At 58.9% G+C, this 15,808-nt stretch carries 15 protein-coding genes and 1 tRNA gene; 2 read left to right on the top strand and 14 right to left on the bottom strand.

The annotated features are described in order from the left end of the window. Positions 1–3: 3 nt before the first annotated feature. Positions 4–774, bottom strand: a complete 771-nt coding sequence (locus H8S02_RS00405; protein WP_186968743.1) for an FAD binding domain-containing protein — start codon at positions 772–774, stop codon at positions 4–6. A 135-nt stretch (positions 775–909) separates the two neighbouring features. On the opposite strand from H8S02_RS00405, the gene H8S02_RS00400 reads away from it, so the two are divergent. Then, positions 910–1,251, top strand: coding sequence for a winged helix-turn-helix domain-containing protein (locus tag H8S02_RS00400; RefSeq protein WP_186968742.1), 342 nt, complete (start codon positions 910–912; stop codon positions 1,249–1,251). Then, on the top strand, positions 1,241–1,888 hold the full coding sequence (locus H8S02_RS00395; protein WP_243166344.1) for a nucleotidyltransferase family protein: 648 nt from the start codon (positions 1,241–1,243) through the stop codon (positions 1,886–1,888). The genes H8S02_RS00400 and H8S02_RS00395 overlap by 11 nt, the downstream gene beginning before the upstream one ends. A gap of 738 nt (positions 1,889–2,626) precedes the next feature. On the opposite strand, the gene H8S02_RS00390 is transcribed toward H8S02_RS00395, so the two are convergent. The 13 genes from H8S02_RS00390 to H8S02_RS00330 all read right to left on the bottom strand — a co-directional run bounded on the left by H8S02_RS00390 (position 2,627) and on the right by H8S02_RS00330 (position 15,688). After that, entirely contained in the window at positions 2,627–4,018 is a 1,392-nt protein-coding gene (locus H8S02_RS00390; protein WP_186968741.1) for a uracil-xanthine permease family protein, read from the bottom strand. 288 nt (positions 4,019–4,306) lie between these two features. Continuing rightward, positions 4,307–4,392: transfer RNA gene (locus tag H8S02_RS00385), tRNA-Leu, on the bottom strand. Between the two features lie 57 nt (positions 4,393–4,449). Continuing rightward, complete coding sequence (locus tag H8S02_RS00380) at positions 4,450–5,820, bottom strand: sodium-dependent transporter (protein WP_186968740.1); 1,371 nt, start codon at positions 5,818–5,820, stop codon at positions 4,450–4,452. A gap of 22 nt (positions 5,821–5,842) precedes the next feature. Next, positions 5,843–6,385 (bottom strand): tRNA adenosine(34) deaminase TadA, encoded by a 543-nt coding sequence (gene tadA, locus H8S02_RS00375; protein WP_186968967.1) that lies wholly within the window; start codon positions 6,383–6,385, stop codon positions 5,843–5,845. Positions 6,386–6,396: 11 nt separating this feature from the next. Further along, positions 6,397–7,458 carry a rod shape-determining protein gene (mreB, locus tag H8S02_RS00370; RefSeq protein WP_118685438.1) on the bottom strand — a complete coding sequence of 354 codons (1,062 nt, stop codon included), beginning with the start codon at positions 7,456–7,458 and terminating at the stop codon, positions 6,397–6,399. A gap of 110 nt (positions 7,459–7,568) precedes the next feature. Continuing rightward, positions 7,569–9,824, bottom strand: a complete 2,256-nt coding sequence (recD2, locus tag H8S02_RS00365; RefSeq protein WP_186968739.1) for an SF1B family DNA helicase RecD2 — start codon at positions 9,822–9,824, stop codon at positions 7,569–7,571. A gap of 25 nt (positions 9,825–9,849) precedes the next feature. Next, on the bottom strand, positions 9,850–10,149 hold the full coding sequence (locus tag H8S02_RS00360) for a hypothetical protein (protein ID WP_186968738.1): 300 nt from the start codon (positions 10,147–10,149) through the stop codon (positions 9,850–9,852). 185 nt (positions 10,150–10,334) lie between these two features. After that, entirely contained in the window at positions 10,335–10,592 is a 258-nt protein-coding gene (locus H8S02_RS00355; protein ID WP_186968737.1) for a hypothetical protein, read from the bottom strand. Between the two features lie 123 nt (positions 10,593–10,715). Beyond that, the gene (tuf, locus tag H8S02_RS00350) at positions 10,716–11,918 is read right to left on the bottom strand and encodes an elongation factor Tu (protein ID WP_118685444.1); all 1,203 of its coding nucleotides are present in this window, start codon (positions 11,916–11,918) and stop codon (positions 10,716–10,718) included. A gap of 92 nt (positions 11,919–12,010) precedes the next feature. Then, entirely contained in the window at positions 12,011–14,116 is a 2,106-nt protein-coding gene (gene fusA, locus H8S02_RS00345; RefSeq protein WP_186968736.1) for an elongation factor G, read from the bottom strand. Between the two features lie 39 nt (positions 14,117–14,155). Next, positions 14,156–14,626, bottom strand: coding sequence for a 30S ribosomal protein S7 (gene rpsG, locus H8S02_RS00340; RefSeq protein WP_186968735.1), 471 nt, complete (start codon positions 14,624–14,626; stop codon positions 14,156–14,158). 336 nt (positions 14,627–14,962) lie between these two features. Continuing rightward, positions 14,963–15,382 carry a 30S ribosomal protein S12 gene (rpsL, locus tag H8S02_RS00335; protein ID WP_118685447.1) on the bottom strand — a complete coding sequence of 140 codons (420 nt, stop codon included), beginning with the start codon at positions 15,380–15,382 and terminating at the stop codon, positions 14,963–14,965. 60 nt (positions 15,383–15,442) lie between these two features. Continuing rightward, complete coding sequence (locus H8S02_RS00330) at positions 15,443–15,688, bottom strand: ribosomal L7Ae/L30e/S12e/Gadd45 family protein (protein WP_118685448.1); 246 nt, start codon at positions 15,686–15,688, stop codon at positions 15,443–15,445. Between the last annotated feature and the right edge of the window lie 120 nt (positions 15,689–15,808).

Here is a 15,808-nt window from a genome sequence, read left to right as displayed (position 1 = left end):
TCTTTATTCCGCCGTGTTTTCGAGTGCTTCCGCCGCGCGGCGGACAAGCGTGCCGACGAGCTTTCTGCGATACGCCGCGCTGCCGCGCATATTCGAGCCGAGCACCGCCTCGCGCTGTACCTGTTCGGCCATCTGCTCCGCCGAACCCGCCTCCGGGGTGAAGATCATGGCACGCGCCGGGCGCGAGCCGATGACAAAGCGGCAGCCGTCCCCCTCGCGCACGGACGCGCAGGTAAGCGTCGGCAGGTCGGTCCTGGTCGGGCGGACCGAGCGGTAGTCAAAGCGCGCGCCCGCCTTTTTCGGCACGATGACGCGCACGAGCACATCGCGGTCCTTTTTGCGCTCCGCGTACTCGCAAAGCGGCACAATGCCGCCCTTGTACAGCTCGACCGATGCATCGAGCGCCAGAAACATGGTCAGCACATCGGAAAAGCCGAAGCGGCTGTAAAGACTGCCGCCGAGCGTCGCGAGATTGCGCAGCTGCACGCCGACAATATGGCGGACGCTCTCGCGCATCGCTCCGTTCGTGTACGCCGCAAGGCCCTCGTGGGTCTCGAGCGTGCGCAGCGTCGCCATCGCGCCGATGCGGAACTCGGTTTCCGTCTCCTCGACAGCATCCAGACCGAGGCCGGACAGGTCGATCGCCGTGCCGACGTTCAGCGTTTCCATCTTGAGCCAGATCATGCCGCCGATGATGCGGTTCGACTTCTTCTGGTTCAGCTCATACGCTTCCTCGAGCGACTGAACCTTTTTGTATTCCCGTATCGTGATCATTTGTTTTTTCCTCTCTATGTTCCGGAGAGATTTCTCCAAATCTATCTTTACATCTTTTATTTTACCATACTTTTTGCTATAATAGCGTTATCGTTATCAATTTACAACGAGTTTTTTTGTGCGGAGGTGGTAATTATGCGTCCGGTCATCCGGGTCTATCTGTACGACGAGAACGGCGAGCGCTTTTTCGGTGAGGGTCCGCTGCGGCTGCTGCACGCAGTCGAAGAGACCGGCTCGCTGCGCAGCGCGGCGCAGTCGATGGAAATGGCATACACCAAGGCGCTGCATCTGCTGCGGCGCGCCGAGAAGGTACTCGGCTTCGCGTTTACGCGCCGAACGATCGGCGGACGCGGCGGCGGCGGCAGCGTGCTGACCGATGAAGCAAAGGAGTTCATGCAGCGCTATGAAAGCTACCGGGATGAATGCGTGCACGCGGACAAGGAGCGCTTCGCGCGGTATTTCGCCGATGAAAAATGAAGCAGTCGGCGCGGTCATCATGGCCTCCGGCCTTGCGCGGCGGTTCGGGTCGAACAAGCTGCTCGCGGACTTCGGCGGCGAGCCGATGCTGTGCCGCGCACTGGCAGCAACGGCCGGCATCGCGCCGCGTCTGGTCGTAACGCGCTCGGAGGAGGTTCACAGGCTGTGCACAGCTCTGGGCGTTCCCGCGCTGCTGCACGCCCTGCCCCACCGCAGCGACACCGTGCGGCTCGGGCTGTCCGCCCTGCTGCTCGGGCAGCCGGCGCTGTGCGGCTGTCTGTTTGTGCCGGGTGATCAGCCGCTGCTGCGGCGCAGCACCGTAGACGGGATGTGCGCTGCGTTTGCGTGCTCGCAGGAAAAAGAACGGGACATTTTCCGGCTGTGTGCACCGGAGAATGGCTCTCCGGTCACGGTCGGCAGTCCCGTCCTGTTCGGACGCGGGTATTTTGACGCGCTGCTGCACCTTCCCGAAGGGAAAGGCGGCGGCGCTGTGCTGCGGCAGCACACGGAATGCGTGCGGCTGTTTGCTGCCGGGCATCCGGCGGAGCTTGAGGACGCCGACACGCCGGAGGCGCTGCAAAACCTGCTGGCGCAGGAAACAGCCCTGAAAAAGGTTTTACCTGAAGCAGGAGATTGACCTTCCGCCGTTCCGGCGGCTTGCCGCCGCAGGTGAATCTTTTTTTACCCTCTGCTGAGGGTATACCTTCCGCCGTTCCGGCGGCCTGCCGCCGCAGGCGAGGCAGGCCCTCCCGGGACGAGGGGTGTTCGCCATGACATGGCGTGTGCATTGGCCGCCGCCCGGCGGCGGGGGCAAAAGGGGCAGGGACACCAAGGTTTCCCTGCCCCTCTTGACTCCCCAACCTTTCCTTAGGACGCGACTCCCTTCGGTCGCGCGTCTAAAAGCGAAGGGCCCACAGGGGCGTTTGGTGCTCCAAGGGCACGCTCTTGATCGAAGCGAAGCTTTTCGCAGCAGAAAGCAAACGCCCTGCACAGAATGGCCGCGCACTGTTATGCGCGGCGGTTGACGCAAGGAAAATTCAGGGCAGCTCAGCCACATATAAGCTGAAAAACGCACGGAACCGAGCCCCCGTAACCCCCGTTTCGCTGCACATCTCCGATGTGTCAGCGCAAAGGAAGGTCTGGGGAGTCAAGAGGGGACAGGAAACCATACTTGGTGTCCTGTCCCCTTTTGCCCCTGCCGGTGGGCACCGGCGTCTCCGCCGCCAGACGGCGGCATTCCCGCCGGTGAACACCGGCTCCCCCGGCCGCCGAAGGCGGCCACTGTGCACGCTCACTTTGAGCGTAAACCTCGCCTCCAGCGGCGCACCGCTGTATCGGCGGAAGGTATACCGTCAGCTGACGGTAAAAAGAATCTTTATTTATCCTTCGGCAGAAGGATGTTCAGAATGATCGCTACGAACGCTGCCGGAACAATACCGGAACCGCCGAAGATCAGCTGGATCGCCTGCGGGGCCTGCGCCAGAATGGACATATTCGCGCCCATGCCGTAGCCGACGCCGAGAGCGACCGAAACGATCGTCAGATTGCGCGGCGTCATTTCCTCCTTGGTGATCAGCTGGATACCGCTGATGACGATGGACGAGAACATCATGACCGCTGCGCCGCCGAGCACCGACTGCGGCATGATGGAAACGATCGCGCCGAGCTTCGGAATCAGGCCGCAGAGAATGAGGAAGATCGCGCCGATGGACAGCGCACCGCGGTTGACGACCTTGGTCATGGTGACAAGGCCGACGTTCTGGCTGAACGAGGTGTTCGGAAGAACGCCGAACAGCGCCGCAAACGAGGAACCCAGACCGTCGCAGCTGACGCCGCCGGACAGCTCCCTGTCGGTCGCCTCGCGGCCCATGCCGCCCTCCATAACGCCCGAAATATCGCCCACCGTCTCAACAGCGGTAACGATGAACATAACGAGGACCGGCAGGATCGCACGCAGATCAAAGACCGGCTTTACCGGGATGAGCTTGGGTACCGAGAACCAGCCCGCCTGTGCGACCTTGTCCCAGTTCAGCACCCACGCCTTGGTGAACTCCACGCCGTCCGCGTCAACTGCGGTCGTCGGGAGCACGAAGCCCATGATGATAGCCGCGATGTAGCCGGCGATAATGCCGACAAAGATCGCAGACGAGCCGAGGAAGCCCGAGCAGCCGTGCTTGACCACGAGGATCACCACGAGTACGAAAAGTGCGAGCAGCAGATTTTCCATCGAGCCGAAGTCCTTCGCGGAGTTGCCGCCGCCGAAGGAATTGATGCCGACCGAGATCAGCGACAGGCCGATGCTCAGAACGACCGTGCCGGTGACGACCGCCGGGAAAAACCGGCGCAGCGGCTTGAGGAAGAAGCCGAGCACGGTTTCAAACAGACCGCCGAGAATGGACGCGCCCATGATCGCGCCGTAGGCGATCACGCCGCCGCCCATCGTCGCCGCAACGCTGTTGAACACGCCGATAAAGCCCGAGCTCGTGCCCATGATGATCGGAACCTTGCCGCCGATCGGGCCAATGGCGAACAGCTGAACGAGCGTTACCACGCCCGCAACAAACATCGCGTTCTGAAGGACGCTGACCTGGAGATCCGCGAACTCGCCGCCTGCAATGCCGCACGCGCCCATGATGATGAGCAGCGGCGTGAGGTTGCCGACGAACATGGCGAAAACGTGCTGGAGTCCGAGCGGAATGGCTCGTGCCAGCGGCATTTTGGCGTAGAAATCGTGCGCCGCATCCATAGAAATAGTTTTATTCTGCATACCCACACTCCTTAAATTATTTCTCTTGCTGCGACGTTCCCCCTGCCGCAGCGGCGGAACGCCATGATATGCAAATAAATTATAGCAAAAAGTTAACAATCTGTAAATGCGCCGAGCGCCATCTGACGAATTTTGTGCATTCAGCACAGATTTTCGCCCTTTAAGCGCGGAAAACGGGACATCGCGCCCTCTGGTCTCCCGCTCTATGCTTCCCTTTATATAACAAAAGGCAGACCTTGCGGTCTGCCCAGTCTGTTGATAAAGTTTAGTTTCGCGACAGTCTTTTACTGGTGCCGGCGGGGGGACTCGAACCCCCAAGGTGTTTCCACCGGTTGATTTTGAGTCAACTGCGTGTACCATTTCGCCACGCCGGCATTATTATGGGTGCATCGATAATTATACCGTACTGCACCCATTTTTTCAAGTATTATTTACGCAAAAAACTTATCCCTGATGCCGAGCACAAAGATGACGAGCACGATGAGCGGCAGGATATAGCTCACATAGAAGCGAATGCCGTCGCGCACCTTGATGCCGCCGCCGTCGTTCGCCTCGTTCTGGAAATTCTTCCATCCCCAGCCATAGCGCGAGGTGCAGAACAGCAGATAGACGAGCGAGCCAAGCGGAAGCCACAGATTGGAAACCAGAAAATCCTCAAGATCGAGAACGTTCGAGCCCGGGCCGAACGGCTGAAAGCCGCTCCAGACATTGAAGCCGAGAACGCACGGCAGGGACAGCAGGATCATCAGAACGATGTTGATCGCCGCGGTCTTTTTGCGGCTCCAGCCGGTCAGATCCATGCAGCAGGACATGATGTTCTCGAAAACAGCGAGCACGGTAGAGAATGCCGCGAACGCCATGAATACAAAGAACAGACTGCCCCACAGACGGCCGCCAGCCATGTGGTTGAAGATGTTGGGCAGGGTGACGAAGATGAGGTTCGGACCGCTGTCCGGGGATACGTTGAACGCGAAGCACGCCGGGAAGATGATCAGACCGGCGGTGAAGGCGACAAAGGTGTCGAGCACAGCGACGTTGACCGCCTCTCCCATGAGCGCGCGTCCCTTGCCGATATAGCTGCCGAAGATCGCCATCGCGCCGATGCCGAGCGACAGGGTGAAGAACGCCTGATTCATCGCGCCCACGACCACGTTCGCCACGCCGGTCTCCGCCATGCGGCCGAAGTCCGGGATGAGGTAAAAGCGCAGACCCTCGCCCGAGCCCGGGGTGCGGATGCTGTTGACGGCGAGCACGACCATGATGGCGAGCAGCGCGATCATCATGACCTTGGTCACGCGCTCCAGACCGCCCTGAAGGCCGAACGAGTTAATGAGGAAGCCGATGACGACGACCGCGATCATGCAGCCCGCCATGACGCCCGGCCGGGACAGCATTTCACCGAACACCGCGCCGACCTGCTCGGTCGTTGCTCCGACAAATCTGCCCGCTGCGGTCAGATAGAAATAGTGCAGCATCCAGCCGCAGACCGTCGTGTAGAACATCATCAGCAGATAGTTGCCGATCATCGCCAGATAACCGTGGATATGCCACCTGCTGCCCGGCTTTTCCAGCACCTGATAGGCGCGTACCGGGCTTTTCTGGCTGGCGCGGCCGACCGCGAACTCCATCGTCATGATCGGCAGACCGAGGATGAGCAGGAAGATCACATAGAACAGAACGAAGGCGCCGCCGCCGTACTGTCCGACCATCCACGGGAACTTCCATACGTTGCCGACGCCGATGGCGCAGCCTGCGCTGAGCAGAATAAAGCCCAGACGCGAACCGAGTCTTTCTCTTTGCATTTGTTTTTAACCCCACTTATTACTACTTTTCTCTTTCACAGAACGCATCCTGCTGCGCTTCTCCGCTTTCCGCCGCAGCTTCCTCGCTCTTCTGTGCTTTTCTGATGAGTTTGCGCTTCTTTCGAAGCTCCCGGAAGAACGTGCGCAGCTCGTCCGCACACTGCTCCTCCATAACGCCGGAAACGAGCTCCGGCTGATGATTGTACGGCAGCGAAAACAGATTGATCATCGAGCCGCACGAGCCGGCCTTCGGGTCGAATGCGCCGAAATAGACCGTTTTGATGCGGGCGTTGATGATCGCCCCGGCGCACATCGGACACGGCTCGAGCGTGACATACAGGTCGCACCGGTGCAGCCGCCAGCCGCCGAGCTTTTTGCAGGCCTTCTCGATGGCCTCGATCTCCGCGTGATGCAGCGCGTTTTTCTTTGTCTCGCGGCGGTTACGGCCGCGTCCGACGATCTTTCCGTCGCAGACAACGACCGCACCGACCGGGACCTCGCCCTCCTCCGCCGCCCTGTGCGCGAGCTTCAGCGCCGCCTTCATGTATTTTTCCTGTTCGGTCATCACGCCTGCCGTTACCGCATCTGTCTCTTGCGCGACAGATTGATCGTGCCGTCCTGCATGCTCGCGAGGTTCTCGAGACAGTTGCCCGTGCCGTAGGCGACGCACGAGACCGCCTCGTCCGCGACGCGCGTCGGGATGCCGGTCTTGGAGGCAACGAGCTTGTCGAAGCCCCAGATGAGCGAGCCGCCGCCGGTCATGACGATGCCGTTGGAGGAGATGTCGCCCGTCAGCTCGGGAGGCGTGCGCTCGAGCACGCTGTGAATGGCCTCGACGATAGCGGAGGAGACCTCCTCGAGCGCCTCGAGGATCTCGGACGAGCTGAGCGTGAACGTGCGCGGCAGGCCGGTCATCAGACAGCGGCCCTTGACCTCCATGATCTCCTCCTCGGTGCGCGGATAGACGCAGCCGATGGTCTTTTTGACCTGCTCCGCCGTACGCTCACCGATGAGCGCGTTGTGCTTGCGGCGCACATATTTGATGATCGCCTCGTCGAACTTGTCGCCCGCGATCTTGATCGAGGTGGACTCGACGATGCCGCCGAGCGAGATGACCGCGATGTCGGTCGTGCCGCCGCCGATGTCAGCGACCAGATTGCCGTTCGGCCTGCTGATGTCGAGACCCGCGCCGATGGCCGCCGCGACCGGCTCCTCGATGAGGAACACGCGCTTCGCACCGGCCTGCGTGCCGGCGTCGATGACCGCACGCTCCTCGACCTCGGTGATGATCGAGGGCACGCAGATGACGACGTTCGGCTTGAACAGGCGGAAGCCCTGTACCTTGCGGATGAACTCCTTGATCATCAGCTCGGTCATCTCGTAGTCCGAAATGACGCCCTCGCGCAGCGGACGGATGGCGATGATGTTGTCCGGCGTGCGGCCGAGGGTCTCCTGCGCCTCCGTGCCGACCGCTACGAGCTTTCCCGTCACCTTGTTCACTGCGACGACGGACGGCTCGTTGAGCACGATGCCCTTGCCCTTCACATAAACGAGAACGGTCGCCGTGCCGAGATCAATGCCGATGTCGCTCGAAAAAAGAGAGAAGTTTCTCTTAAAAATATCAAGAAAAGAAGCCATGTTGCGTTTTTCATCCTTTTCATTATAAGCAGTACCTTTATTATACTCTATCCGGAACGTTTCTGGCAAGTCCTGGCGGTAAATTGTAGCCGTTTCGACTTTTTTCGTGCTCAGAGCAGCGCGATCTCCGGGGCGTCGGCCGCGCGTTCGCCACGCAGTCTTGCCTTGAGAGCGCTGTACCGGCGGCCCTTCTGATTGTTCGCGACCATGTGGGAGACCGTCTCCGTGCTGCCCACGATGACGAGCAGCTGCTTCGCGCGCGTAATGCCGGTATAGAGGATATTTCTGGTGAGAAGGCGGCGCGGCAGGCCGTCGGACAGGGCGAAAACGACCGCGTCGAACTCACTGCCCTGCGATTTATGTACCGTGACCGCGTAGGCAAGCTCAAGCTCGCTCAGCATATCGAACGTGTAGGTCGCAAGGCGGTCATCGAAGCGCACGATCAGGCATTCCTGCTGCGGATAGATGCGCTCGAGCTCGCCCACGTCGCCGTTGAACACGCCCGTGCCGGTCTCGTCGCCGCCCTCGCGCTCCCAGACGATGTCGTAGTTGTTGCGCACCTGCATGACGCGGTCGCCCTCGCGGAAGATTATGTCGCCGAAGCGCTTTTCGCGCCTGTTCTCGCTTGGCGGATTGAGCGTCTCCTGCAAACGGCGGTTGAGCGCAGCCGTGCCGCTGCCCTGCCGTCTGGCCGGGGACAGCACCTGAATCTGCGACGGCGAAAAGCCGTAGTGCGCCGGGAGGCGCTGTGAGCAGAGCTGTGCGACGGTCTCGATGACCGAGGCCGCGTCGCCGCGCTTCATGAAGAAAAAGTCGCCGTCCGCGCCTGACGGCGTGGGCATATGACCCTCGTTGACCGCGTGCGCATTCATGACGATGTCGGATTTCTGCGCCTGGCGGAAGATCTCGGTCAGCTGGATGGTCGGAACGCGCTGCGAGGCGATGATGTCGCGCAGGAAATTGCCCGGCCCGACCGGCGGCAGCTGGTCGGCGTCTCCGACGAGCACGAGCCGTGCGCCGTGCGGCAGCGCCTCGATGAGCGCCTGCATCAGCCGGATGTCGACCATGGACACCTCGTCCAGAATGACCGCGTCGCACTCGAGCGGATTGGTGACGGTGCGCGCGTAGACCGTGCGCCCGCCGGGCGCGAACCCGGCCTCGAGCAGGCGGTGGATGGTCTTTGCCTCCATGCCGGTGAGGTCGGACAGGCGCTTGGCCGCGCGTCCGGTCGGCGCGGCGAGCAGCGTATTCAGGCTGAGCGCCTCAAACACGCGCAGGATGCCGCTGACCGTGGTAGTCTTGCCGGTGCCCGGACCGCCGGTCAGAATGACAAGACCGTTCCGCGCCGCCGCCGCGATGGCCTGCTTCTGCTTTTCCGAATACGGGAACTCGCTGTCATCGAACAGGCCGTGCAGCAGACTGTCTACGTCGAAATCATACTCGTAATTGCGCTCAGACATATCGCTCAGCATATGTGCGAGATAAGCCTCCGCGTCGTGCATATCGCGCAGATAGACCGCGTCGCGGCCTGCGATCTCCTCACGGACGAGGATGCCCTTGTCGGCGAGGCGCAGGATGCCGGCGAGGATGCGGTCCTCATCGAACACGACGTCCTCGTCGCTCAGCAGGCGGATGACGGCGGTCGTCAGCTTGTCGAGCGGAATAAAGGTGTGGCCGTTTCCGAGGTTGAAGGTCAGCGTATAGACGATGCCTGCGTCCGTTCGGTCGTCGGACAGCATGGACAGGCCGAGCTCGATCGCCAGACCGTCCGCAAGACGGAAATCGACGTCATAATACGGGTCGCACAGCAGGTACGGGTTCTCCTTCAGGCTTTCGATGGCGCTGTCGTGAAACCGCTTGTACAGCAGCGCCGTGATCTCGATGGGGAGACCATGCTCGCTGAGGAAATCCATCAGCTCGCGCATCGCGCTCTGCTCGACATACTGCCGCGCGATCTCTTTGGCGCGGCGCGAGGTGATGCCCTTGATCTCGGTCAGCCGTTCCGGCTCGTTCAGCATCACATCGAAGGTATCCTCGCCGAATTTTTCGGCGATGCGTGCACCAAGGCGCGGCCCGATGCCGCGAATCAGGCCGGAGGACAGATAATCCGCGATGCCGCGGACGGTAGTCGGCAGGCGGCGTTCAAAGCGTTCGGCCGAAAACTGCTCGCCGTAGGACGGATGCATGACCCAGCATCCGACCATGGTCAGCTCCTCGCCCAGACCGATGCCCGGAAAAGTACCGGTAGCAGTGATCTCCGCACCCTCCTGCGACAAAAGGCGCAGCACGGCGTAACCGTTTTCCTCATTGCTGAAAACGATCTGCTCGACCGTGCCGCGCAGCTCTACATATTCTTTTTCGTCCACAAAGCACCGTCCTCTCCTGCTTTTTCTATTCCAGATACATGATATCCTGCCGCACCGCGAGAAATTTGGCGATATTCTGCCCCTGACCGCTGCCAAGCTCGATAAACGTGATGGCAGCGCCGGGCAGATACTGCCGCCGGACGCGGCAGGCCGCGCGGATGAGCTGTTCGCTCGCCGGATCGCAGCCGTCGCCGTACAGCGTCAGCTCCGCCGAGCCGTGCTGCCGGAGCATATGTGCGCAGATTCGCTCATAAACTACGTGCAGCACCGTGTAAAATCCTACCGCCGCGAAAACAGCAAGCAGACTTTGCCAGAAAACCGACATGCTATCCCCTCCTGCACTCAGCCTATGCTGCGGGAGTGTGCTGTGTGCGCCGGGGACTGCGCATAATTTCATAGTATATAGTGTAGCACAAAACCGGCCTGATGTAAACAATTCGACAGAAAAAGCGGCCGCAGACAAGAAACAAGCCACAGACTGTGGATAAATCTGCGGCTTGCCGGCGGAAGTTATGTTTCGTGCTCTCTGCACCATGCTGTGAGATTCTCGCTGTCGGTCCCGCACATCGGATGCGCGCGGCCGCAATCGCGCTCGTGCGGCGGCACGGCGATGCCCTCGGGCAGATCTCCCGTCTCGGACAGACGACGGCTGTCCGACGGAAGGTCTACGTCTCCCCTTGCGGCGACAGAAGGCTTGCTGCGCTCCATCCACTGAAACGACTTGCGCGCCGCCTCGAAGCGGTTCACGTTCTCGTCATACGGCATCATTGTTCATCACTCCTTCCCGGACAGCTTGCCCGAAAAAAAGGAGATTATGCAGACAGACGTAAAAAGGCTCCCATGCCGAAGCATGGGAGCCTTGTCAGCAGTAAAGTAATGCTAAAGCTTAAATTAAGCGTTGATAGCAGTTACAACGCCGGAACCTACGGTGCGGCCACCCTCACGGATAGCGAAACGCAGGCCTTCCTCGATAGCGATCGGGGTGATCAGCTCAACGTCCATCTCAACGTTGTCGCCCGGCATGCACATCTCAGTGCCTTCCGGCAGAGTGATAACGCCAGTAACGTCGGTGGTACGGAAGTAGAACTGCGGACGGTAGTTGTTGAAGAACGGAGTATGACGGCCGCCCTCTTCCTTCTTCAGAACGTAAACCTGACCGTGGAACTTGGTGTGCGGGTGGATAGAACCCGGCTTAGCCAGAACCTGGCCACGCTCAACCTCGTTCTTCTGGATACCACGGAGCAGAGCGCCGATGTTGTCGCCTGCTTCAGCGTAGTCGAGCAGCTTGCGGAACATCTCGATGCCGGTAACGACGGTCTTGCGCGGAGCGTCCATCAGACCAACGATCTCAACTTCCTCGCCCATCTTCAGCTGGCCACGCTCTACACGGCCGGTAGCAACGGTACCACGACCGGTGATGGAGAATACGTCCTCGACCGGCATGATGAACGGCTTGTCAGCAGCACGATCCGGGGTCGGGATATAGGAGTCAACAGCGTCCATCAGCTCGCGGATGCAAGCGTACTCCGGAGCGTTCGGATCGGTGGAATCAGAGGTCAGAACGTTCAGAGCGGAACCACGGATAACCGGTACGTCGTCGCCCGGGAAGTCGTAAGAGCTCAGCAGCTCACGGATCTCCATCTCAACGAGATCGAGCAGCTCCGGATCGTCAACCTGGTCAGCCTTGTTCATGAATACAACGATATACGGTACGCCTACCTGACGGGACAGCAGGATGTGCTCGCGGGTCTGCGGCATCGGGCCGTCAGCTGCGGATACAACCAGGATAGCGCCGTCCATCTGAGCAGCACCGGTGATCATGTTCTTGACGTAGTCAGCATGGCCCGGGCAGTCAACGTGAGCGTAGTGACGCTTAGCGGTGTGGTACTCAACGTGAGCGGTGTTGATGGTAATGCCGCGCTCCTTCTCCTCCGGTGCCTTGTCGATGGAGTCGTATGCCTGATACTCAGCATCGCCCTCGAGAGCCAGAACCTTGGTGATTGCAGCGGTCAGAGTGGTCTTGCCGTGGTCAACGTGGCCGATAGTGCCGATGTTAACGTGCGGCAGAGAACGGTCAAATTTTTCCTTTGCCATTGTGGATTTCCTCCTCGTAAAATGAAATCTAAGTCACGATAAACTTATTCTACTTCAAATTGCATGAAAATGCAATAGGCAGAGCAGATATTTTAGTCGTTGTTTTTGGTGCGCGAGTCGATGATCTTCTCCTGAATGCTCTTCGGCACTTCAGTGTAGTGGCTCGGCTGCATGGTGTACTGGCCACGGCCCTGCGTACGGGAACGCAGAGTAGTAGCGTAACCAAACATCTCGCTCAGCGGTACAGCAGCGGAGATCGCCTGTACGCCGCCGCGCGGCTCCATGCCCTGGATCTGGCCGCGGCGGGAGTTCAGGTCGCCGATAACGTCGCCCATGTACTCTTCCGGAACCAGAACGTCTACCTGCATGATCGGCTCCATCAGAACCGGGTCAGCCTTCTTCATCGCTTCCTTGAACGCCATAGAACCGGCGATCTTGAACGCCATCTCAGAAGAGTCGACTTCGTGGTAAGAACCATCATACAGAGTAACCTTGACGTCAACTACCGGGTAGCCTGCGAGGATACCAGCCTGCATAGCGCCCTGGATACCCTGGTTAACCGGCTCGATATATTCCTTCGGGATCGCACCGCCGACGATCTTGTTGATGAACTCGTAGCCCTTGCCGGACTCGTTCGGCTCAACGATGATCTTAACGTGGCCGTACTGACCCTTACCACCGGACTGACGAGCGTACTTCTGGTCGACGTCAGCGGAGCGGCGGATGGTCTCCTTGTAAGCAACCTGAGGAGAACCTACGTTAGCCTCTACCTTAAACTCGCGCAGCAGACGGTCAACGATGATCTCCAGATGAAGCTCGCCCATGCCAGCGATGATGGTCTGGCCGGTCTCTTCATCGGTGTAGGTCTTGAAGGTCGGGTCCTCTTCAGCCAGCTTGGCGAGAGCGATACCCATCTTTTCCTGACCAGCCTTGGTCTTCGGCTCGATCGCGACACGGATAACCGGGTCCGGGAACTCCATAGACTCGAGGATGATCGGGTGCTTCTCATCACAGAGCGTGTCGCCCGTGGTGGTGTTCTTGAAGCCGATGCCTGCAGCGATATCGCCGGAGTATACGCAGTCGATATCCTGACGATGGTTTGCATGCATCTGAAGAATACGGCCCAGACGCTCGCGGGTGTCCTTGGTCGCATTGAGGACAGAGGAACCAGCAGTTACGGTACCGGAGTATACACGGAAGAACGTCAGACGGCCAACGAACGGGTCGGTAGCGATCTTGAACGCCAGTGCAGAGAACGGAGCCTCGTCGGAAGACGGACGGGAGTCCTCTTCGTCGGTCTGCGGGTTAATGCCCTTGATGTCCGGGATGTCGGTCGGAGCCGGCATGTACTCGATAACAGCATCGAGCAGGGGCTGAACGCCCTTGTTGCGGTAAGCGGTGCCGCAGAGGACCGGAACGATCTCGTTTGCGATACAGCCCTTGCGGATCGCAGCCTTGACTTCCTTAATGGTCAGCTCTTCGCCCTCGAGGTACTTCATCATGAGGTCCTCGTCGAGCTCAGCAACGTGCTCCCACAGCTCATCATGATACTGCTGAGCCTTCTCCATCATGTCAGCCGGGATATCCTCGTCGCGGATGTCCTTGCCGAGGTCATCATAGTAAACCTCTGCACGCATGGTGATGAGGTCAACGATGCCCTTGAAGGTGTCCTCGGAGCCGATCGGCAGCTGTACCGGAACGGCGTTGCACTTCAGACGATCCTTCATCATGTTAACTACGTTGTAGAAGTCCGCGCCCATGATGTCCATCTTGTTGACGAACGCCATACGCGGAACCTTGTACTTGTCAGCCTGATGCCAAACGGTCTCAGACTGCGGCTCTACGCCGCCCTTTGCGCAGAATACGGTTACGGAACCGTCCAGAACGCGCAGGGAGCGCTCTACCTCTACGGTAAAGTCAACGTGGCCCGGGGTGTCGATGATGTTGATACGATGCTCCGGGAACTGATGAGTAGAACCGGACCAGTGGCAGGTGGTAGCTGCGGAGGTGATGGTGATACCACGCTCCTGCTCCTGCTCCATCCAGTCCATGGTAGCGGTACCGTCATGGGTATCGCCGATCTTATGGTTTACACCGGTGTAATAAAGAATACGCTCGGTGGTAGTGGTCTTACCGGCGTCGATGTGCGCCATGATGCCGATATTTCTGGTTCTTTCCAGGGAATATTCTCTAGGCATATTGCTCTCCTTTCAAAGCGTTATGCGGAAACCGACAGATTAGTAACGGTAGTGAGCGAAAGCCTTGTTCGCCTCTGCCATCTTGTGGGTATCCTCACGCTTCTTAACAGCACCGCCCAGATTGTTGCAGGCATCCATGATCTCGCCAGCCAGACGCTCACGCATGGTCTTCTCAGAACGAGCGCGAGAGTACTTGGTGATCCAGCGAAGGCCCAGGGTCTGACGACGCTCCGGACGAACTTCCATCGGGACCTGATAGGTGGCGCCGCCTACACGGCGAGCCTTAACTTCGAGCGACGGCATGATGTTCTCCATCGCCTCGGTGAATACTTCCAGCGGTTCACGTCCGGTCTTCTCACGGACAATATCGAAAGCACCGTAAACAACCTTCTGCGAAACGCCCTTCTTGCCGTCGAGCATGATAGAGTTTACCAGCTTGGTGACGAGCTTGGAATTATAAAGCGGATCGGGCAGAACGTCTCTCTTGGGGACATTACCTCTTCTTGGCACTTTACTTCCCTCCTTCAAAAATATTTGATTTCATAGGTACTTCGACAGGCGTATCCTGTCGTAGCAATGCCTGTCCGAGGTAACCACCCGACTATAAATCGGATAATAAAACGCCTCAGACAAAGCAAGAAAATGTGCTTTGCTCTGAAATAACTTTCTCGCAAAACCTTTGTGGGTTTGTTGTGACTCTGTTCACAGCCGCCGCTTCGCATTTCGAAGCAAACGAGCTGTGCAGCAGTAATCAAGCATGGTGGTGTGAGACAAGGCGCGGACGACTGCCGCGTACAAAGGTACGCAAAGGAGTCCGCAACGCAGTATCACGCCATCAGGCGCAGATTACTTGCCTGCCTTCGGGCGCTTAGCACCGTACTTGGAACGAGCCTGGCGACGGTTTGCAACGCCCTGGGTATCCAGAGTGCCGCGGATGATGTGGTAACGGACACCAGGAAGGTCCTTTACACGGCCGCCGCGAACCATAACTACAGAGTGCTCCTGCAGGTTGTGGCCTTCACCGGGGATGTAAGCGGAAACTTCCATCTGGTTGGTCAGCTTTACACGAGCTACCTTACGAAGCGCAGAGTTCGGCTTCTTCGGAGTCATGGTCTTAACCGTAGTGCAGACACCGCGCTTCTGCGGAGCGGACAGGTCGGTGGCCTTCTTCTTCTGAGAATTGTAGCCTACCTGGAGTGCCGGCGCCGTAGACTTGGTGACGACTGCCTCACGACCCTTACGGACGAGTTGGTTAAAAGTTGGCATTTTATTTCCTCCTTCTTTCAAAAGTATATATGAAAAAGCGTTTTCGCTTTCTCAGCAGTTTTATTCGGCGAGCACGGAGACGACGGACGCACCGACGTCGATGCCGACGGCATCGCCCAGCTCAGCCATGGTCGTGATCTCGACCATCTGAACATGATTCTCGGTGCACAGTTCGTAGATCGGACCCGTGACGCGCTTTTCCGCGTCGAGCGCGACATAGACCATAGCGGCTTTGCCGTCCTTGATGGCCTTTTTCGTCTGCTTGACACCGATGACCTTGTGCGCCGAATGAAGTTCTGAAAGCATGTTTTTCCCTCCTATACGGCATACTCCAATAGTATACTGTCCCGCCCCCCTAAAGTCAAGCATTTTTTCAAACTTTTTTCCTGCCGTTTTGACTTTTTCCCTTTCCGTGCATTTCTCTCT

Source organism: Agathobaculum hominis (assembly GCF_014288055.1).
In the GTDB taxonomy this organism is placed as follows: domain Bacteria; phylum Bacillota; class Clostridia; order Oscillospirales; family Butyricicoccaceae; genus Agathobaculum; species Agathobaculum hominis.
Note: the sequence above shows the minus strand (reverse complement) of the source record. Positions and strands in the feature narration are given on the sequence as shown.